At 52.1% G+C, this 20,051-nt stretch carries 21 protein-coding genes; 13 read left to right on the top strand and 8 right to left on the bottom strand.

The annotated features are described in order from the left end of the window. The first annotated feature begins 46 nt into the window (after positions 1-46). From P398_RS0114350 to P398_RS0114330, 5 genes are read left to right on the top strand one after another with little or no spacing between them, the layout of a single operon-like run. Positions 47-586 (top strand): helix-turn-helix domain-containing protein, encoded by a 540-nt coding sequence (locus tag P398_RS0114350; protein WP_029335880.1) that lies wholly within the window; start codon positions 47-49, stop codon positions 584-586. Positions 587-602: 16 nt separating this feature from the next. Continuing rightward, complete coding sequence (locus tag P398_RS0114345) at positions 603-1,709, top strand: ABC transporter ATP-binding protein (protein WP_029335878.1); 1,107 nt, start codon at positions 603-605, stop codon at positions 1,707-1,709. Continuing rightward, the gene (locus P398_RS0114340) at positions 1,696-2,517 is read left to right on the top strand and encodes an ABC transporter permease (RefSeq protein ID WP_024372393.1); all 822 of its coding nucleotides are present in this window, start codon (positions 1,696-1,698) and stop codon (positions 2,515-2,517) included. The genes P398_RS0114345 and P398_RS0114340 overlap by 14 nt, the downstream gene beginning before the upstream one ends. Continuing rightward, complete coding sequence (locus tag P398_RS0114335) at positions 2,514-3,308, top strand: ABC transporter permease (RefSeq protein WP_029335876.1); 795 nt, start codon at positions 2,514-2,516, stop codon at positions 3,306-3,308. The genes P398_RS0114340 and P398_RS0114335 overlap by 4 nt, the downstream gene beginning before the upstream one ends. Then, a complete protein-coding gene (locus P398_RS0114330; RefSeq protein ID WP_029335874.1) occupies positions 3,305-4,375 on the top strand; it encodes an ABC transporter substrate-binding protein in 1,071 nt (356 codons plus the stop codon). Before P398_RS0114335 ends, P398_RS0114330 begins: the two co-directional genes overlap by 4 nt. 58 nt (positions 4,376-4,433) lie before the next feature. On the opposite strand, the gene P398_RS0114325 is transcribed toward P398_RS0114330, so the two are convergent. From P398_RS0114325 to exaC, 3 genes are all read right to left on the bottom strand, one after another. Continuing rightward, positions 4,434-5,165: a nuclease-related domain-containing protein gene (locus tag P398_RS0114325; RefSeq protein WP_024372396.1), complete on the bottom strand. Its 732-nt coding sequence runs from the start codon at positions 5,163-5,165 to the stop codon at positions 4,434-4,436. Between the two features lie 154 nt (positions 5,166-5,319). After that, positions 5,320-5,679 (bottom strand): DUF779 domain-containing protein, encoded by a 360-nt coding sequence (locus tag P398_RS0114320; protein WP_024372397.1) that lies wholly within the window; start codon positions 5,677-5,679, stop codon positions 5,320-5,322. Position 5,680: 1 nt separating this feature from the next. Continuing rightward, positions 5,681-7,201, bottom strand: coding sequence for an acetaldehyde dehydrogenase ExaC (gene exaC / locus P398_RS0114315; RefSeq protein WP_024372398.1), 1,521 nt, complete (start codon positions 7,199-7,201; stop codon positions 5,681-5,683). 221 nt (positions 7,202-7,422) lie between these two features. Between exaC and P398_RS0114310 the strand changes: the two genes are divergently transcribed. After that, on the top strand, positions 7,423-7,956 hold the full coding sequence (locus P398_RS0114310; RefSeq protein WP_024372399.1) for a YceI family protein: 534 nt from the start codon (positions 7,423-7,425) through the stop codon (positions 7,954-7,956). Between the two features lie 29 nt (positions 7,957-7,985). On the opposite strand, the gene P398_RS0114305 is transcribed toward P398_RS0114310, so the two are convergent. After that, the gene (locus tag P398_RS0114305) at positions 7,986-8,966 is read right to left on the bottom strand and encodes a metal-dependent hydrolase (RefSeq protein ID WP_029335873.1); all 981 of its coding nucleotides are present in this window, start codon (positions 8,964-8,966) and stop codon (positions 7,986-7,988) included. An 83-nt stretch (positions 8,967-9,049) separates the two neighbouring features. Here P398_RS0114305 and mutY point away from each other — a divergent pair, with 83 nt between their 5' ends. The 5 genes from mutY (at position 9,050) to P398_RS0114280 (ending at position 14,151) form a co-directional block, all read left to right on the top strand. Beyond that, a complete protein-coding gene (gene mutY, locus P398_RS0114300; RefSeq protein ID WP_029335872.1) occupies positions 9,050-10,084 on the top strand; it encodes an A/G-specific adenine glycosylase in 1,035 nt (344 codons plus the stop codon). Beyond that, positions 10,071-10,496 (top strand): hypothetical protein, encoded by a 426-nt coding sequence (locus P398_RS0114295; protein ID WP_029335870.1) that lies wholly within the window; start codon positions 10,071-10,073, stop codon positions 10,494-10,496. Before mutY ends, P398_RS0114295 begins: the two co-directional genes overlap by 14 nt. An 89-nt stretch (positions 10,497-10,585) precedes the next feature. After that, positions 10,586-11,128, top strand: coding sequence for a nucleoside tri-diphosphate phosphatase (gene ntdP, locus P398_RS0114290; protein WP_024372403.1), 543 nt, complete (start codon positions 10,586-10,588; stop codon positions 11,126-11,128). Between the two features lie 36 nt (positions 11,129-11,164). Continuing rightward, positions 11,165-12,913, top strand: coding sequence for an ABC transporter ATP-binding protein (locus P398_RS0114285; RefSeq protein ID WP_029335869.1), 1,749 nt, complete (start codon positions 11,165-11,167; stop codon positions 12,911-12,913). 89 nt (positions 12,914-13,002) lie between these two features. Beyond that, positions 13,003-14,151 carry a DUF3238 domain-containing protein gene (locus P398_RS0114280; RefSeq protein WP_029335866.1) on the top strand — a complete coding sequence of 383 codons (1,149 nt, stop codon included), beginning with the start codon at positions 13,003-13,005 and terminating at the stop codon, positions 14,149-14,151. Positions 14,152-14,164: 13 nt separating this feature from the next. Here the strand turns inward: P398_RS0114280 and P398_RS0114275 are convergent, their stop codons facing one another. Together P398_RS0114275 and P398_RS0114270 are read right to left on the bottom strand one after the other, a co-directional pair. Next, entirely contained in the window at positions 14,165-14,578 is a 414-nt protein-coding gene (locus tag P398_RS0114275; protein WP_029335864.1) for a thiol-disulfide oxidoreductase DCC family protein, read from the bottom strand. 53 nt (positions 14,579-14,631) lie between these two features. Beyond that, on the bottom strand, positions 14,632-15,864 hold the full coding sequence (locus tag P398_RS0114270; RefSeq protein ID WP_029335862.1) for an MFS transporter: 1,233 nt from the start codon (positions 15,862-15,864) through the stop codon (positions 14,632-14,634). Between the two features lie 95 nt (positions 15,865-15,959). On the opposite strand from P398_RS0114270, the gene P398_RS0114265 reads away from it, so the two are divergent. Beyond that, a complete protein-coding gene (locus tag P398_RS0114265) occupies positions 15,960-17,597 on the top strand; it encodes an ABC transporter substrate-binding protein (RefSeq protein ID WP_029335859.1) in 1,638 nt (545 codons plus the stop codon). A 32-nt stretch (positions 17,598-17,629) separates the two neighbouring features. Here the strand turns inward: P398_RS0114265 and P398_RS0114260 are convergent, their stop codons facing one another. Continuing rightward, entirely contained in the window at positions 17,630-18,928 is a 1,299-nt protein-coding gene (locus tag P398_RS0114260; RefSeq protein ID WP_029335858.1) for a glutamate-1-semialdehyde 2,1-aminomutase, read from the bottom strand. A 192-nt stretch (positions 18,929-19,120) separates the two neighbouring features. Between P398_RS0114260 and perR the strand changes: the two genes are divergently transcribed. After that, positions 19,121-19,552 carry a peroxide-responsive transcriptional repressor PerR gene (gene perR, locus P398_RS0114255; RefSeq protein WP_167601166.1) on the top strand — a complete coding sequence of 144 codons (432 nt, stop codon included), beginning with the start codon at positions 19,121-19,123 and terminating at the stop codon, positions 19,550-19,552. 29 nt (positions 19,553-19,581) lie between these two features. Here perR and P398_RS0114250 read toward each other — a convergent pair whose 3' ends face one another. Next, complete coding sequence (locus P398_RS0114250; protein WP_029335857.1) at positions 19,582-19,941, bottom strand: YgzB family protein; 360 nt, start codon at positions 19,939-19,941, stop codon at positions 19,582-19,584. Between the last annotated feature and the right edge of the window lie 110 nt (positions 19,942-20,051).

The following is a 20,051-nucleotide window of genomic DNA, read 5'->3' as shown; positions in this document are numbered from 1 at the left end:
TCATCTTTCACTAAACTTGCCGCAAAGTCGAAAGGAGGAACGCGACTTGGAAGTCGGTCAAAAAATGAAGCGTCTCCGTGTCAAAAACGGATTGACGCAAGAAGAGTTGGCGGAAAGAACCGATTTGAGCAAAGGGTACATCTCTCAAATCGAGCGGGATTTGAGTTCACCTTCGCTTGAGACACTCTTTGACTTATTAGAAGTATTAGGCTGTTCCCCGAAAGAGTTTTTCGATGAAGAAATCTTTCAAAAAGTCGTCTACACGGAGGACGACCGGACCGTCTATACCGACGAGGAACGGAAATACCGGACCGAGTGGCTGATTCCGGAATCGAATGAGAAAGAGATGGAGCCGATTTTACTGACGTTCGCCCGACACGGTGAGTTCAAGCGTTACGAGCCTTCTCGCTCGGAGACGTTCGTCTATGTGTTATCGGGACGCGTCGCTTTGAAGCTTGGGAACCATACGTATTTTGCCAAAGCCGGTGAAACACTTTACTATGTCGCGTCGGACGCGCACCAACTTGTCAACGATTACGAGGACGTGACCGAATGTCTAGTCGTCGCGACACATTCATATTTATGAATAAGGAGGAAATGACATGAACGAACAGACGATTATCCGTTTTGATAACGTGTCGAAACGCTACGACGATACCGTCGTCTTAGAGAACATCAGTTTTGAGATTGAGCGAGGCAAGTTCTATACGTTGCTCGGGCCGTCCGGGTGCGGAAAGACGACGATTCTCCGGCTGATCGCCGGGTTTGTCGAGGCTTCCAATGGAGACATTCACTTTGACGGAAAGCGGATCAATGACGTACCGGCGAATAAACGTCAAGTGAACACGGTGTTTCAAGACTATGCACTTTTCCCTCATTTGAACGTGTTCGAGAACGTCGCCTTCGGTCTTCGCATCAAGAAGATGAAGGAGGCCGACATCAAGACGAAAGTCGAGCAGGCGCTCAAGTTCGTTAACTTGGTCGGCTATGAGACGCGAGAAATCGATGAGATGTCAGGTGGACAGCGCCAACGTGTCGCCATCGCGCGTGCCATCGTCAACGAGCCGGAAGTGATTTTGCTCGATGAACCGCTCTCGGCGCTCGATTTGAAATTGCGCACCGAAATGCAATATGAGCTCCGTGAACTCCAGCAACGTCTCGGCATCACGTTCATTTTCGTCACGCACGACCAAGAAGAAGCGCTCGCGATGTCGGATGAGATCTTTGTCATGAACAACGGACGGGTCGTTCAAAGTGGGACGCCGACCGATATTTATGACGAACCGATCAACCGCTTCGTCGCCGACTTTATCGGCGAATCAAACATCGTGCCGGGCCTCATGATCGAGGACAACGTCGTCACGTTCGCCGGGAAGACGTTCGACTGTGTTGACAAAGGGTTCGACCGCAATGAGAACGTCGAAGTCATCATCCGCCCCGAAGATTTGGAGATGACGTCGACTGACGCGGCAAAACTCGTCGTCGATGTCGATTCACAGCTGTTCCGTGGCGTCCATTACGAGATTTGCTGCTATGACGAAGAAGGGAACGAATGGCTCGTCCACTCGACGAAAAAGTCGGTCGTCGGCTCCAAAATCGGACTCACGTTCGATGAGGAAGCGATTCACGTCATGCGCCTAGGGGAGACGGAGGAAGAGTTTGACCGTCGCCTCGAATCGTACGAGGAGGTCGCCCATGAATCGAACTAGTCAAACGGCGAAGACGGTCTATTTGACGACGTATTGGGTGTGGATCGCCTTGTTCGTCATCGCACCGCTGTTCCTTGTCTTGTATTACTCGTTCTTTGATATCGAAGGGAACTTAAGTTTAGAGAACTATCGTAACTTCTTCACGTCGACGTATTTGACGATGACGTTGTCGTCGTTTTGGTACGCGTTCTTAATTACATTCTTCTCGCTCCTGATCGGCTATCCGACGGCTTACTTGTTGACGAAGACGAAGCATAAGCAACTATGGCTTCTGCTCATCATCTTGCCTTCGTGGATCAACCTGTTGTTGAAAGCTTATGCGTTTCTTGGCATCTTTGGGACGTACGGCATCACGAACCAATTTTTAGAGGCGATTGGAATCGGGACACAGCAAATCTTGTTCACGGACTTCAGCTTTGTGTTCGTCTCGGTTTATATCTTCATCCCGTTCATGATTTTGCCCGTCTACAACGCCATCGAGAAGTTGCCACCGTCGCTCGTCGATGCATCGCGCGACCTCGGGGCCTCGAACTGGACGACGTTCCGTCGTGTCATCTTCCCGCTCACGCTCGACGGCGTCAAATCCGGGATTCAAATCGTCTTCATCCCGGCGCTGTCCCTCTTCATGATCACACGCCTCATCGCCGGGAACCGTGTCATCACGCTCGGGACGGCAATCGAACAACAATTCCTCGTCACACAAAACTGGGGCATGGGCTCGACGATTGCCGTGTTCTTAATTTTGGCGATGGTGCTCGTCATGGTCATCACGCGTGACTGGGGTGCGAAAGGAGCGGTGCGCCGATGAAACGAAAAAAAATCAAATTGGCCAACTTGTATTTGATGGCGGTGTTCTTCATTCTGTACGCGCCGATTCTCTACTTGGTCGTCTATTCGTTCAACAGTGGCGGCACGATGAGCGGATTCGAAGGATTCACGCTCGAATGGTATGCGTCACTCTTCACGGATACGCGTCTCCTCGTCATCGTTTTGAACACGATTGTGATTGCGTTGCTTTCGGCGACGATCTCGACGATACTCGGTGTCATCGGGGCGCTCGCCATTTACACGGCGAAACAAAAGTATACGAAGACGTCGCTTCTCTCGCTCAACAACGTGTTGATCGTCAGTCCGGACGTCATCATCGGGGCGTCGTTCTTGATTTTGTTCACGATGCTTGGCATCCAACTCGGATTCTATTCGGTACTGTTGGCACACATCGCCTTCTCGGTCCCGATTGTCGTTATCCTCGTCTTGCCTAAGTTGCAAGAAATGAGCCCGACGCTCATCGATGCGTCACGCGACCTCGGGGCGAGCACGTGGGATGTGCTCACGAAAGTCATCTTGCCGTACATCACGCCGGGCATCTTCGCCGGGTTCTTCACGGCACTCACGTACTCACTCGATGACTTCGCGGTCACGTTCTTCGTCACTGGTAACGGCTTCGCGACACTTGCCGTCGAAGTATACTCGCGGGCCCGTCAAGGCATCTCGCTTGAGATCAACGCCTTGTCGACGCTTCTGTTCTTGTTCACGCTCCTGCTCGTCATCGGGTATTACGTACTCGCACGACGTGGGGCGAAGGAGGTAAGACGATGAAAAAATTGGTCATCATGTTGACGACGCCCGTCGTCGTCAGTTTCGGGATCTTGTTTTGGATTTATCAAATCAACATGGCTCAGGGGTTCGGCGGGGACAATACGCTCGTCGTCTACAACTGGGGTGATTACATCGATGAAGAGTTGATTGATGAGTTTGAAGAAGAGACCGGTTTGAAAGTTATCTATCAAACGTTCGATTCGAACGAGGCGATGCTCACGAAAATCCAACAAGGCGGAACGGCCTACGACATCGCCGTCCCATCGGATTACGCCATCAGCAAAATGATTGAAGATGACTTGCTCATCCCGATCGATTACAGTAAGCTTGAAAATTTCGATAACATCGACCCGCGTTTCCTCGACAAGTCGTTTGACCCGGGAAATAAATATTCGGTCCCTTACTTTTGGGGAACGGTCGGCATCGTCTATAACCCGGAACTTGTCGACGGTGAGATTACGTCGTGGAACGACTTGTGGGACATGCCGCTCGAGAACGACATCTTACTGGCGGACGGAACGCGTGAAGTAATGGGCTTCGGCCTCAACTCACTCGGCTATTCGCTCAACACGACCGATCGAGACGAACTGCTCGAGGCCGAGAAGAAACTTGAGACGCTTTGGCCGAACATTAAAGCGATCGTCGGGGACGAGATCAAGATGCTCATGGCGAACCGGGAAGCGGCGGCTGCCGTCGTCTGGTCCGGTGACGCTTCGGAGATCATGTACGAGAACGAAGAGTTAACGTACGTCATCCCGGAAGAAGGGACGAATCTCTGGTTCGACAACCTCGTCATCCCAAGTACGGCCCAGAACGTCGAAGGGGCGCATCAATTCATCGACTTCATGCTCGATGCCGAGGTCGCTGCACGCAATACCGACTACGTCGGCTATTCGACACCGAACGATGCCGCGCTCGAATTCTTGGATGAAGAAGTCGTCTCGGACGAGCGCTTCTATCCATCGAGCGATGTGACGGACGAGCTTGAGGTGTATGAAAACTTAGGAAAACGTATGAACGCGTACTACAACGAGTTGTACTTGCGCTTCAAAATGCAGAGTAAATAAGAGAAGTCCCGCTCAAAATGTGAGTGGGACTTTTTCATGAGGTTTGATCATGGTAACGTTAACCGACCGGCGACTTGTGCTGTTGGATGGCGTCGATATGCGCTGCTTGGACTTCAGTACTCGCGTTCATATAAGGCAGGAGTCGTTCGTAAAACTCGATTCGTTCGGCAGCTGTCAATCGAGGTTCAAGCGAGGTCGTCATCTGCTTCGCCCATGTTTTACGATTCAACACAGGCACGGTCGACGATTCAATATGTTTCAACGTCGACCGGTCACTGAACACAATCCAAGAATGTAAGTAGCTCCGGTCGAGTTGGAGCGCTTGCTCGACTGCCCGCACGTGGAGCTCGTTTTGTTTGATTGGATTGTAGAACTTGAACTTCTTCCGATTGGATAACGTTTGTGTCCATTGTCTGTCCTGCTCTCGTCCGAAAATCCAACCGCTATAATTTTTAGACTCGATGACGTGGATTCCACTTTCGTCGATGAACACTACATCGATTTCTGTCGTGCGGTCTCGCTTTGTTGGATGAGGTAAGTATAGGTTCGTCAAGATGAGCGGGGCGAGCCGACGTGCCTCGATTTCAGCGACGCACCGATATTCGCCATACAACCCGATATCTTGTACGACCTTCATGTAGCGATGGCCGGTCTGTGTATAATATTGACTTTGCTTATACCGCTTTACTTTCGAATACACGATCGTCCCACAAATCAAAAAAAGTGGGGCGGCGAAACTGAGTAACGAGATGAATATACTTCCGAGAACGTCGTTCAATAATTGGCTCATCGTCATGCTCCCTTCTTGTCTATGTTCACTATACAAGATGGCGAGAAATGAGAGAGTTGTTTTTAAGATGGAGTGGGAATCAGAATTTTAAAAGTGAAAAAGAAAATAATGAAAAAACCAGCCATCTGTTGAAATGGCTGGTGTAAAAGGATCTTCACAACTGTTGCAGCTCGGCCCGCTCCTCGTCTGTGAAGACACGCGAACGGCTTAAAAACCGTTTCCCTTCGACGCCTTCGACGGAGAACATGCCGCCTCTGCCATCGACGACGTCGATGATCAGTTGCGTATGCTTCCAATAATCATATTGCTTCTCGTGGATATAGAACGGACACCCCCCGATTTCGCCAAGTAAGACGTCGTGATCTCCGACGAGAAATTCACCTTGGGGAAAGCACATCGGTGAACTTCCGTCACAGCATCCGCCGGACTGGTGAAATAGAAGCGGTCCATGCTTTTGTTTCAGTCGATCGAGAAGCGCGAGCGTGGCGGGGGTGGCCTCGACGCGATTCACCATCTTAGAAGAACCCGAGTTTTTGTTCGCTGTAACTGACGAGCATGTTTTTCGTCCGTTGATAGTGGCTGAGCATCATCTTATGGTTCTCACGGCCGATTCCTGACATCTTGTAGCCGCCGAACGCAGCGTGCGCCGGATATTGATGGTAACAGTTGATCCAGACGCGGCCCGCTTGAATGTCACGCCCGAAGCGGTAAGCCCGGTTCATGTCACGTGTCCACACACCGGCGCCGAGGCCGTAAAGCGTGTCATTGGCGATGGCGATTGCTTCGGCGTCGTCTTTAAACGTCGTCACCGAGAGGACCGGTCCGAAAATTTCTTCTTGGAAGATGCGCATCTTGTTATGGCCTTTGAAGATTGTCGGTTGGACGTAGAAACCGTCCGCGAGCTCACCATCCATCACGTTGCGCTCGCCGCCGATGAGGCACTCGGCACCTTCTGATTTACCGATCTCGAGGTACGACAAGATTTTCTCGAGCTGCTCATTTGAGGCTTGGGCACCCATCATAACGTCAGGGTCGAGCGGGTTGCCGAGCTTGATGGCTTTGACACGTTCAAGGACGCGTTCCATGAATGGCTCATAAATCGACTCATGGATGAGCGCGCGTGACGGACACGTGCACACTTCGCCTTGGTTCAACGCGAACATGACGAGTCCTTCAATCGCTTTATCAAAGAAGTCGTCATCTGCGTCCATAATATCGGCGAAGAAGATGTTCGGTGATTTGCCGCCGAGTTCGAGCGTCACCGGGATGATATTTTGTGACGCGTATTGCATGATGAGGCGACCTGTCGTCGTCTCACCTGTGAACGCGACTTTATCGACGCGGTCGCTCGAGGCGAGCGGTTTCCCGGCCTCTAGCCCGAACCCGTTGACGATATTTAAGACGCCCGGCGGAAGTAAATCTTCAATCAATTCCATGAGCACCATGATGGAAGACGGCGTCTGTTCGGCTGGTTTTAAGACGATACAGTTTCCGGCGGCGAGGGCTGGTGCGACTTTCCAGACGGCCATCAAAATCGGGAAGTTCCACGGGATGATTTGAGCGACGACGCCGAGCGGTTCTTGGAAATGATAGGCGACCGTGTCGTTGTCGAGTTCACTGATACCGCCTTCTTGGGAGCGGATGACACCTGCGAAGTACCGGAAATGATCGATCGCGAGCGGAAGATCGGCGTTGAGCGTCTCACGAACGGCCTTTCCGTTCTCCCACGTCTCCGCGTAAGCGAGCATCTCAAGATTCTCTTCCATACGATCGGCAATCTTATTCAAAATGACGGCTCGCTCGGTGACCGATGTTTTTCCCCACGACTCTTTGGCCGCATGGGCTGCGTCTAGAGCGAGTTCGACATCTTCTTTTGTCGAACGGGCGACTTCACATAAAACTTTACCATTTACCGGAGAGGTGTTCTCAAAATATTCTCCCCCGGCAGGCGCAGTCCACTTGCCATTGATGTAGTTCTCATAGCGGTCTTTAAAGTGTACTTTCGTGCCTGTCGAGTTTGGGACTTCATAAATCATGGTCGTTCCTCCCTTTTCCGTAAAGTATCGGGAATCCATGTATGCGCTTACATTTTCAAGTAAGCAAATAGCTCCCTTTTTCATCCTAACGGGTAGTTGTGATAAAAGTCAAAATTTTTCGACAATAATTTGTCACATTTACGATAAAATGTTTTGAAGTCAAGATTTGTGGTAAACACCATACTAGAATGAATTCAAAATTTGAAGGAGTGGACCTACTTATGGCAAAAACGTATCAAGTCGACCCGGCACATAGCACCATCAACTTTACCGTCAAGCATATGATGATTTCTAAAGTGAAAGGCGAGTTTAAAGACTTTCACGTCGAGGCGAACGGGCAACCGGATGATCTCGCGAACGCGAGTGTGAAGGTGACGATTAAAGCGGCATCAATCGACACGAACAATGGCGATCGTGACAACCACTTGCGGTCTGGCGACTTCTTTGACGTCGAACAGCACGAGGACATCGTGTTCGAGTCGACGTCGTTCCGCTCAAAAGGCGGTGGTGAATTCGAGTTGACGGGCAACTTGACGATTCGCGGCACGACGCGTGAAGAGACGTTCGAAGTCGAGTATGAAGGGAGCGCGAAGGACCCGTGGGGCAACATGAAGCACGCCTTCACCGGGGATGGATCGATCAACCGGGAAGACTATGGCTTGACTTGGAACCAGGCGCTCGAAGCGGGCGGCGTCCTCGTCGATAAGAAAGTGAAATTCGATTTCGAGCTCCAGTTCACGGAGTCAGAGGCATAAAAAAAGTCGCTCCGCGGAGCGACTTTTTCTTATTCATAAGCCAATTTTTTTTGCAGGCTCTCTTCACTGAACACCCAACCTGTGAACGACGACAACACTTCGTTCGTCACTTCGTCGACGATGACGACGGCGACGAACGGATAGATGTCTTTCGAGAAATAACGCAAGTTCGTGAAACGATACTCGATCATACCGTTATGGCGTGTGACCGTATACGTGTGAATCTTCGAGAACTCGAGAAACGATTGAAGGTCCGCATTTTTACGCGCCTCGACGAAATGAAGGTCATCTTCTCCAGGCATCGGCTTGTCACGGAAACGACCGCATTCGATGACTGTCCCTTTCTTCACTTTGACGGCACCTAATCCGTCACGGAAACGGACGGCGACGTGCCAGTCGTCCCAACCGATCCCGGGTGAGATGAAGAGTTCATGGGCTCCGGCGAAGTGGCGCGCCACCGTGGCCAAAGCGCGATTACGCAACTTGAACTGGATAGCGTAATAACTGATCACAAGCGCAATGAGCAATGCAAAAATCGGGACAGTCGCCCCTGTGATGAGCCATAATACATATGCCCCGTAATAGGCCGAGAACAAGTACGGATCGAACGTCCCGATGACGCCCCAGCCAATCCATTTCTTCGAGAATGGTTGGAGGGCCTGCGTCCCGTAGGCGTTGAACAAGTCGACGGTGACGTGTAACAGTACCGCGATTTGAGCCATGATCCATAAAGTGGCGGGGTTGACGCCAAGCACAGTCCCAATGACCGCGCTGACGATGATCGGCCAAGCAAGGAGTGCGGTGATTCCATGTGAACGACCGCGGTGCTGGCGCAAATACGTGCTATTTCCTTTAAGTTTGAAGACAGTATCGAAGTCCGGAGCGTGCGAACCGACGAGTGCGGTCGCTGTCATGGCGAGAAACATCTGTGCGTCGCCGGACAATTCCGGGCTGAGCGTCGCTAGGGCACTTAAGCCGAGCCCCATCCCAATGTGAGTAGCAGTATCCAATGTGCTTCAGCACCTCCATAAATGAAAACGGCGTTAACTGATCCATTACATCATACAATATTTTTAAAATGAGGGGAAACAAAATGCTTGATCTTGATAAATTGTTCACAAATTATAATGTTCATGAATTTAACATAAACTTAGTGACATGGTTCAACCGTGAAAAACGGGATTTGCCGTGGCGACATGAAAAAAATCCGTACCGGGTTTGGGTGAGCGAGGTCATGCTACAACAGACGCGCGTCGATACGGTCATCCCTTACTATAACCGGTTCATGGAACGCTTCCCGACAATCGAAGACTTAGCGGTAGCCGAGTCCGAAGAAGTCGTCAAGTATTGGGAAGGACTCGGTTACTATTCTCGTGTCCGCAACCTCCATACAGCGGTCAAAGAAGTGGTCGCCGTCTATGACGGCATCGTCCCAGAGGAGAAGGAACGGTTTGAGAAGTTGAAAGGGGTCGGTCCGTATACGACCGGGGCGGTGCTTTCCATCGCTTACAATCAACCGGAACCGGCCGTCGACGGAAACGTCATGCGCGTCATGTCCCGTCAATTCGGGATTTACGATGATATCGCTCTTCCCAAGACACGGAAACGGTTCGAACAAGTCGTACGGCGGCTTATGGACCCAAGTCATGCCTCTGATTTCAACGAAGGCGTCATGGAACTCGGAGCGACGGTATGCACGCCGAAAAATCCGATGTGTTCGCTCTGTCCGGTCCAAGATCACTGTTATGCCTATACCCATAACGTCCAAGATGAACTCCCAGTCAAAACGAAAAAAGGGGCGGCCCGCATCGAGATGTATGATGCGCTCCTTTGCCGCCGTGATGGACGGACCGCTTACGTGAAGCGACCTGATACCGGTCTTCTGGCAGGAATGTGGCAATATCCGCTTACGGAGCGTGGAACGGGGGAACAGTTTAACGGAACCTACGTTGGACAAGTGAAGCACGTGTTTTCACACATCGTCTGGTATCTCGATTTGTACGAGATCGAGACGTTGCCAGAAGGTGACTGGGTGTGGCTCGATGAAAGTGGGCGCGATGTGGTGAGCGTGTCGGTCGCCCAACAAAAATTAGAACAGATGGCAGGTGCGAGGGATGAGACAGTTTAACGTACGGACAGCGTTCGACGCGTCACCCGAGACGCTTTGGACGTTGCTTCAAGACGCCTCTTTGTTGGCAGAGTTGACTTCGTTTCCACAAGTGACGCTTCTCGGGGACGGGGCAACAGTGGAAGGGAATGAGGTACGGCTCCGTGTTGGAATCGGTCCGGTTGCACTTCCGTGGCATAGCGCCATCACGTTGACCGGGTCTCAGGCATTTTGTGACCAAGGTGTGAAATTGCCGTTCCCGTTCAGACGTTTTTGCCACGTTCATCGCGTAGAAATGGAGTCCGGACAGGCCGTCATGGTCGACGAAGTCACATTCGACAGTTACGTGCCGTCTGTGCTCGTCGAATACTTTGTGCTACGTCCGATGTTCAAAGCACGTGCCGCCGCATTCCAAAACATACTAAATTCGTGAAAATAAGAGATTTCCTTTTTCATTGGTTCTGAAAGTCGCTATAATTAAATATGAGAATTGTATAGCATCATAGCGGAAAGGAGGAGCTTATGAGCTTATTTCCCAAAGCAGGTAGCAAGATCGAGATACAGAGCTACAAGCACAACGGAACTTTGCATCGCGTTTGGGAAGAAACGCTCGTCCTTCAGTCGTCAAAAACGGATATGATCGGATTCAATGACCGCATCATGGTCAGTGAGTCAGACGGTCGGCAATGGAGAACGCGAGAGCCGGCAATTTGCTACTTTTCATCTGAGTTTTGGTTCAATGTCATCTGTATGATTCGCGAAGATGGGATTTACTATTACTGTAATCTAGGTTCGCCGACAACGTTCGATGGGACAGAAAGAGCCATCAAGTACATCGATTACGATTTAGATATCAAGGTGTTCCCGGATATGTCGTACACGATTTTAGATGAGGATGAATACGAGCGGCATCGTCGCGAGATGAATTATCCGAAAGCGATTGATCGAATCTTGAAGCAGAACGTTCAAGAACTTATCAACTGGATTCGAGGACGGAAAGGGCCGTTCAACCCAACATTCGTCGATGAATGGTATCGCGAATACGAAGCACGTTACCGGAGATGATGACTCATCTCCGCTTTTTTTCTTGAAGGAGGAATTATGGGTAGTATTAAACGTTATTTGCAATTTGTTAAGCCGTACAAAAAACAGATTGCGCTCACCATCTTCGTCGGAATTTTGAAATTTTCGATTCCGCTCGGATTACCGTTACTTTATAAATATGTCATCGATAACTATTTGGCAACCCCGGACCCGGCGGCTGATTACACGGAGCTCGTCTGGCTGTTCAGCATCGTCTTCTTCATCTTTCTCGTCCTGAAACCGCCAATCGAATACTTGCGCCAATACTTGGCACAGTGGGCGGCGACACGGATTTTGTTTGACGTGCGGAACCGTTTGTTCGACCACGTGCAAAAATTATCACTTCGTTATTATTCGAACAACAAGACAGGTCAAATCATTTCGCGCATCATCAACGACGTCGAACAGACGAAAGACTTTGTCATCACCGGCCTCATGAACATTTGGCTCGATATGGTGACGATCCTGATCGCCATTGCCATCATGTATACGATCGATCCGCAACTGACGCTCATCGCCATTTTGCCGCTCCCGTTCTATGCGATTGCCGTCCGTTACTTTTACGGCCGCCTGCGTCGTTTGACACGTGAACGTTCAGCGGCGCTCGCTGATCTTCAAGGTCATTTGACGGAACGAGTCAATGGGATGGCCGTCATCCGTAGCTTCGCGCTTGAACCGTATGAGAACAAGGCGTTCGAAGAGCAAAACGGGGGCTTCCTGAAAGCGGCGCTCCGTCATACGGGATGGAACGCGAAAACGTACGTCGTCGTCTCGACGATCACCGACATCGCCCCGATCCTCATTTTCACGACGGCGTCATGGCTCGTCTTGCAAGGGGACGTATCACTCGGGACGCTCGTCGCTTTCATCGCCTACATCGACCGTCTCTATGCACCGCTCGGACGGCTCGTCAACTCGGCGACGACGCTCACACAATCGGTCGCGTCGATGGACCGGGTGTTCGAATTTCTCGATGAACCATATGACATCGAAGAGAAACGCCAAGCGTTCGTTCCGGTCCAAACGGCCGGAAACATCGAGCTCAATCGTGTCAGCTTCGCTTATGAGAAGGACGGCACTCGCGCGTTGCATGACGTGAGTTTACACATCCGTTCCGGGGAACGGGTCGCCTTCGTCGGCATGTCCGGCGGCGGGAAATCGACGCTCGTCAGTTTGATTCCGCGCTTCTATGACGTCACGGACGGTAGCATTAAGATCGACGGTGTCGACGTGCGCGACTTCAAGCTGCGCGCGCTCCGCGATCAAATCGGCATGGTCATGCAAGATTCGGTGCTGTTCAGTGAGTCGGTCGCGATGAACATTCGGATGGGGAATCCGGAGGCGTCAGACGAGGACGTCATCGCTGCAGCGAAAGCAGCCAACGCCCATGAGTTCATCTCGAACTTGCCGAACGGGTACGACACACCGGTCGGTGAGAAAGGGGTCAAACTGTCGGGGGGACAAAAACAACGTCTCGCCATCGCCCGCGTGTTCTTGAAACATCCGCCGATCATCATCCTCGATGAGGCGACGAGTGCGCTCGACCTCGAGAGTGAGGCGATGATTCAAGATTCGCTCGCACGCCTGACGAAAGGACGGACGACGTTAATCGTCGCCCACCGTCTCTCGACGATCACGGACGCAGACAAGATCGTCGTCGTCGACAACGGACGAATCATGGAAACCGGGACGCATGAAGAATTGATGCGCCACCGGGGTGCGTATTACGACCTGTATATGATTCAAGATTTAGCTGTCGTCGAATGAGGCTTCGAGTTCAACTCGAAGTCTTTTTTTGTTTCCCGAATGAGGTAGACGGGAATGAGGAAACGACATGAACAAAGGGGGATGATGTTATGCATAACGGGGATGGATTGATCACGGTGAAGCCGGTCAGTGACGGATTGGAACTGTCATGGTCGCTTGAAGGGGAAGTGACGGTGACGCGGAACGGCATCGATGTCTTCAACGGGTCGGTCAATCATTATGTCGACCGTGACACGAAGGTCGGGGAACAAGTCGCTTACCGCATCACGAACGCGGCTGGGGAAGAGGCGAAGCTGTACACGGCAGCGGTCAATCCGGAAGATGAGTTATATTGGAACCGCCATTTGACGGCGGCGATCGTGTCGCAAGCGGGGACGTACTTGCAGTGGGACCCGATTCCTGACGTCGAGACGTATGCGATTTATCGCCGAGGGCGTCGTATTGCGGAAGTCGTCGGTACCGGGTACATCGATGAGACACCGCTAGAGGCGCCGACCGCATACGAGGTACGGGCGTTGCGTCCCGTCAAATACGATCAAAAACCAGGCACCCGACTCATTCATGCCGTCGGCAAAGCGATGTCGCTTGCCAAAGAGTTCACTACGGATACACGCCGAAACCAAGAGCTGTACATCATGTATTTCCTCGTCAGTCCGCATCGTCCGGAGACGGCAACGGTTGACGAGATTCAGCTCCGTGTACAGACGTTCATTCGGCCCCCGCGTTTGAAGAATCCGAACTTGCTGTCGCCACATCCGTATTTCGAGGGGGACGGTCGCCCTTACAACGTCCATGCGCCTGAATATCGGACACGGACGGAAGTGAAAGTGGAAGGGCTAGCTGACATTCCGATCGTCTCCATCAAAAAGGATGCCGGTGTCACGCGTGCGTTCAATGCGAGGCATCAACTGACGGGGGAGGACGTCGCCTCGGTCGATCAAGTGTACCTCGAAGACGTTGACATCGAGCCGAACGAGGTGAGTTACCGCCTGCAACACTCGGTCGGCAATCCACTCGTCATCGCGCCGGACATCAAATACACGATCGTGGCGCATCTTAAAAATCAAGCGACGTTCAAGCTGTCCGGGACGCATACGCAGTCCCCGCACCATGAAGTGTACCTCCGCGTCGGGGAAGCACCGTGGACGACGATCCACCGAGCCGATGACCTTGGCGTTAGTTTCATGGCACAACCGATGCCGGATTGCCATTGGACGTATTTAACGTGTATGGACTGAAAAAACCGTCGACTCATGGAGTCGGCGGCTTTTGTTGGTCGATAAATCGGCTGCGTTCTTCCGGTGTGGGCAGTTTGCACGTCTCTTTTTTTCCGAACCATTGATAGCGGTTCTTTGCAATGACATCATACCCGAGGTCGCGTAACGGCTTTGGAATCAAGCGGACGAAACGTAGCCAGCGCCATGAGCCGTCTAACCCTTCGGCAATCCGGACCGCCGCATCAGATTTGAGATAAGGCACCCCGTCTTTGATCAACACAATGCTGTCGACCGTGTCAGGGATGCGATGGCGTTCGCGCAACATCTTCCCGGTATCTGCTTGCAGCGATGCGAAATGGAAGTTCCCTTTCGGATCGCGATTCAAAATGAATTGGACACTCGCGTCACAAAAGTTGCAGTCCCCGTCGAACAGAACGATAGCTGGCATGACAATCGCCTCCTTCTCTCTTGCTAGTTACCGCTCAAACGAAAGTTCAAACGTCATGCCGCCAGTTTCCGGACCGATTCCATCTTATAGAGGGAGACGTAATACAAGTACCCCCCTAAGGCACCGAAAGCGAAGATGTACCCGCTCATGAGGACGGGACCGATGAACGCACCGACGACGATGCCAGCAGCGGCCACAAGTTTTGCCCCGTGGAACGTCAATCCCCCGAAAGCCAAGTACGAAGCGCGCCGTTCCGGGTCGAGCAAATCGACTTGCTTCACTTGTCGAATCGGAGAATAGAGCAACTCGCCGAGTGTGAAGACGATGGCGAGGACGGCCAAGATGAAAAATGAGTTCATCGACGTGATGGCCGCGAACGCGGTGACGTATAATGCAAGACCGATAAAGAACACATGTTTCTCGCGGAAGCGTTTGACGAAGGCGGTGACGGCGAACGTGATGGCGACGACGAGGAGCGTGTTCTCGAGTTGCATGAACGCCATCATGCGGACGCCATCAAACGGGACACCTGCAATCAATCGTTCCTGAAACGTCTCGGCCAGATGGACACCGATATAGTTCGCCATGTGAAACTCGGTCGAGAAGACGAGCATGCTGCCGAGGACGAACAGCATCCAACGACGATCGGCCAAGGCGATGCGATAGTTTTGAATGACCCCGACGATCGGGTTCGCCGGCGTGGAGCGGTTGCCGGCATACGAATCGACGAGGAAACGTTGTAACACGATTGTCGTGATCAGCAAGACGAGCGTCATCCCGACGAATAAGGCGAAGCGGTGATCGCGATAGAACAACCCACCGAGCATGACCCCGCCGGCGATGGCCAAGTTGACGAGCCAATAGTCATACACATAGATCGCTTTTCGATTCGATTCTTCCATCGAGTCGATGACGATCGCCTCGAGCGCCGGATAGTTCAATCCGTTTGAAATCGCATGACCGAAGTAAAGGACGGCGACGGCGAGCGCCCAGTTGTTCGACGGGTGAATCGCGACCGTCATGCCGATGAAGCATAGAATTTGAGCGATTTGCCCGATTTGCAAGACGTGTTTTCGATTGAAGCGGTCCGAGAAGTACCCACCAAACAAGCCGGTGACGTACCCGACGATGACGAAAGACGTCATGATGAGCCCGGCTGCGATTTTACCGAGTTCTGCAGAAAAGTATAAAGCCATAAATGGAAAGATCGCCGAACCGACGATGCGAATGAAAAAGCCGCAGACAAGTCGGAGTCGGACGTTCGTAGGAAAATCTTTAAATTTCATGTGAGCACCTCCTTGCACCTACTTTAAACGTGGACTACACTTGGAAAAAAGAGACAAATAAAGTGGGGATGTCCACTTTTAAAGGGGGGAGTCCGATGAATCCGAAGCTTGTCGCCATTTATCGCTCCGCACTCGAGCGGGATCAGCAAGACGTGACGTTACGAGAAGCGGTCAGCGCCACGGGGTATAGTGAAAAGCAAATCAAGCGGGATATTAAAGTGTGGGCGCAGGCCGGGTGGGTCGTATATCGGCCGGGCCAAGGAAGGGGACATGAGTCCATCATTCAGTTCGTGCCGTCGTTTGGTCAGACGTTGACGGAATGGGTGGAAGCTTCGTTCGTCCGCCTCACGATGGCCGAGGCGGCGAAATGGCTGGAATGGGAGTGGCCGCCGTTATTACGTGAAAAGATTCAGGCGCACATCTGGGGGCGCTTCGGTTTCGAACAGACGGAAGAGGACCGTTTCATCTTCCCGCGAACGAGAGCGCTCGCCTCGCTCGACCCGCTCGACATCCACATCGCGATGGAGGCGTCGCTCGCTCGTCATTTGTTCGATCGTTTGTTCGAATGGGACGGAGCGATTATCCGACCATCGCTCGCCCATCATATAGAAACGACACGTTTCGGCTTTCGCTTATATATCCGGAAAGGAGTGATGTTCCATAACGGGATGTCGCTCTCGGCGAACGATATCGTCTACTCACTCAACCGGTTGTTGCGATATGGCAAACAACGGTGGTTGTTCGCTCCGATTGAGCGCGTCGACTCCCCTGCTCCTTATGTCGTCGACATCCATACAACGGCGCATCGCGGTTACGTCGAGCGAATCTTGTCCCAGACGCCCGCTTCGATTTCGTATAAAGGGTTTGAAGGAACGGTTGGGACAGGACCGTTCAAACTCGAACGTGTGTCCGAAGACGTCACGCGTTTCCGAGCGTTCGATCGCGGCTTGCGTCCTCGGCCTTCGTTAGATGTCGTCGAGTTCGTGACGTTCTCGGAGGTGGACCATGCCGAATGGAGCATGCGTGACGACCATCGCCTCGTGAAATGGATCGCCGAAGCAGGAGCTCGTTACGCCGTCTTCAACATGAGACATTCTTGGTTGAAAGACGCACCGGACGTTCGGCGAGCGATTCTCCATACGATTGATAAGGCGGCACTCGTCGCACTAGGCGGGGAGCGGCATCAAGTCGCCCACGGATTTTTTCCGGAAGCGAGTCTAGAAGTGGAACGAGAAGCGGGAGGCCGCGTCGATGCACGTCCGATTCGTCTCTTGCATTTGCCTTACGCGACGGCGACGGAAGACGCCATGTTACTCGCACGGCAATTGACGACCGCAGGTTTCACGGTGGAAATCGACGTCTATACGCTGTCAGCTTTGTTCGAGGAAGAGACGCTCCGGCGCGCCGACATCATCCTTTGTGGCGAGATGATGAATGAAGATCTCGACTTGGCGTTTCTGGCGTTCATGACGAGCGAGTTATCGCTTGTCGGAAAGTTGCTCTGCGGAGACGCGACGCTCCGGAACATGATGGATCGCTATCATCAAATCGATTTGGGCGTCTGGCCTAGTCTCCATCGTGAAGTCGAACGTTATGTGACCGAACAGGCGTATGTCGTCCCGCTCTATCATGTGGCGCGTGAACGACGATTCCCGAGCTTTCTCGGCGATGTGCCGATCGACATATTTGGTCATCCGCGCTACGAGCAGCTTTGGATTCGACCATCCCTTTAAAAAAACGGAGATGCCGCGGCATCTCCGTTTGCTTACAACTGAGAGAACGCGCGGTTGACCGCGGCGATCGTCTCGTCGATATCTTGTTCCGTATGTTCCGTCGTCAAGAACCAGGCCTCGTATTTCGAAGGGGCCAAGTTGACGCCGTTCTCGAGCATGAGCTTGAAGAAACGGCCGAACACTTCGCCGTCCGACTTTTCCGCACCGTCATAGTCGGTGACGATTTCGTCTGTGAAGTAGACCGTGAGCGCCCCTTTCAAGCGGTTGAGGGTGATCGTCACACCGTGCGTGTTTGCTGCCTCGCGAATTCCGGTTTCAAGACGCGCTCCGAGGGCATCGAGCGTCTCATAGACACCCGGTTGCTCCAGCACTTCAAGGCAGGCAATCCCGGTCGCCATCGAAGCGGGGTTTCCGGCCATCGTCCCGGCTTGATACGCCGGTCCGAGCGGTGCGACCGTCTCCATGATTTCGGCTTTCCCACCGTAAGCGCCGATCGGCAATCCGCCGCCGATGATTTTCCCGAGCGCCGTCATGTCTGGCTCGATTCCGTACACTTGTTGCGCGCTACCGTATGTGAAACGGAACGCCGTGATGACCTCATCGTAAATGACGAGGGCGCCATGCTCATGCGTGATGTCGTTTACAGCTTGGAGGAAGCCTGGTTTCGGTTCGACGATGCCGAAGTTTCCGACGATTGGTTCGACGAGGACGCAGGCGACTTGTTCGCCCCATTCGTTCATCATGTCACGGAAAGCGTCGACATCGTTGAACGGGACGGTGATGACTTCTTTGGCGGTCGCGCGCGTGACGCCGGCTGAATCCGGCAAACCGAGTGTCGCGGGCCCGCTTCCTGCGGCGATAAGCATCAAGTCTGAGTGGCCGTGATAGCAGCCGCTGAACTTGACGACGAGTTCGCGTCCAGTGTAGGCGCGGGCAACGCGTATGGTCGTCATGACGGCTTCCGTCCCGGAATTGGTGAAGCGGACTTTATCCATCGATGGGATGGCAGCTTTCAGTTTCTTGGCGAACTCGACTTCGAGCGCATGAGGGGTCCCGTAAAGGAGTCCTTTCGCCGATGCGGTCATCAACGCGTTATGGGTGTGTGGATGCGCATGTCCTGTGATGATTGGGCCATAAGCAGCCAAATAGTCAATGTAACGATTGCCGTCGACATCATAGAAATAAGCACCTTCGCCACGGTCCATGTAGACCGGGGCTCCGCCGCCAACTGCCTTGAATGAGCGCGATGGGCTATTGACGCCGCCGACGATATGGGTCAGCGCGTCTTGGTACAACACGTCTGATTTTTCACGAGTAGGTGATGTGGACATATGTATTGCCTCCTTTTACAAATTCGCATTTATTGTATCATAGCCGTCAACCGCTTAAGCTCAACGTTTGACGAAGGGTTTAGAAATCAGTACACTATTTATAAAGATTACTATGTAAGAAATAGGTTAATTCTAACTAACATTTCGCATGAATTCTAATAGAAGAAATGAGGGATTGCCGTGGGAAGCGAGATGCTTGACCATGCTGTTCAGTCGCTCCGAGAACATGGAGTCAGAATGACGCCTCAGCGCCAGGCCATTTTGGAGTACCTCGTCACGGAGCATAGTCATCCGACGGCGGATGACATTTATAAGGCGCTTTCGGATCGATTTCCGAACATGAGCGTCGCCACTGTGTACAACAACTTGCGCGTCTTTAAAGACATCGGACTCGTCCAAGAGATGAATTACGGAGACGCCTCGAGCCGGTTTGATTTTGTCACGTCCCGCCACTATCACATCATTTGTGACACGTGCGGTAAAGTCGTCGACTTCAATTACCCGGTGCTTGACGAAATTGAAGCGGTCGCTTCTCAGTTGACCGGCTTTAAAGTCGATCGTCACCGTCTTGAAGTATACGGAACGTGCCCGACGTGCCAGTCGGAACAAACGCATACGCACTAAAAAACACATCCTTGCGAGGGATGTGTTTTTTAGTCTTGAGGCTGGGATTGACGTTTATTATATTTTTCGTCGAACTCTTTACCTTCGAGTGATCGGTCAATCGTGAGCGGTTCATCGCAATGCATACATAAATCAACACGACCGAGCATCTTCGTCTCTTTCTCGCAGTTAGGGCACGTGACGATGATCGCTTTCGTCGAAGCCATTCCAATGATGAAGTAAAGTGCTGAACTTGATAACACCATCAAGAAACCGAGCAACATGAATATAATCATCAGCCAGGTGATACTTTTAGCGAGCAGTCCGAGATACATGACCCCGATGCCGCCAAAAATGAGCAGTAACGCCACGTTACGGGCGCGGTTGATTTTATTCCCCCGTTTTTTCATCTTGTAATCCCTCCATGTCTGTCTTTACTATATCTTATCTATAGAGTGGTGAGAAGTTCGCGTCCTCATTGGCAGGAGAATTTTATAAAGAAGGCGAATCATTTTCGTAG

The organism is Exiguobacterium aurantiacum DSM 6208 (assembly GCF_000702585.1).
GTDB classification, from domain to species: Bacteria; Bacillota; Bacilli; order Exiguobacteriales; family Exiguobacteriaceae; genus Exiguobacterium; species Exiguobacterium aurantiacum.
The sequence above is the reverse complement of the archived record's forward strand: the minus strand, read 5'-3'. Positions and strand labels throughout refer to the sequence as shown.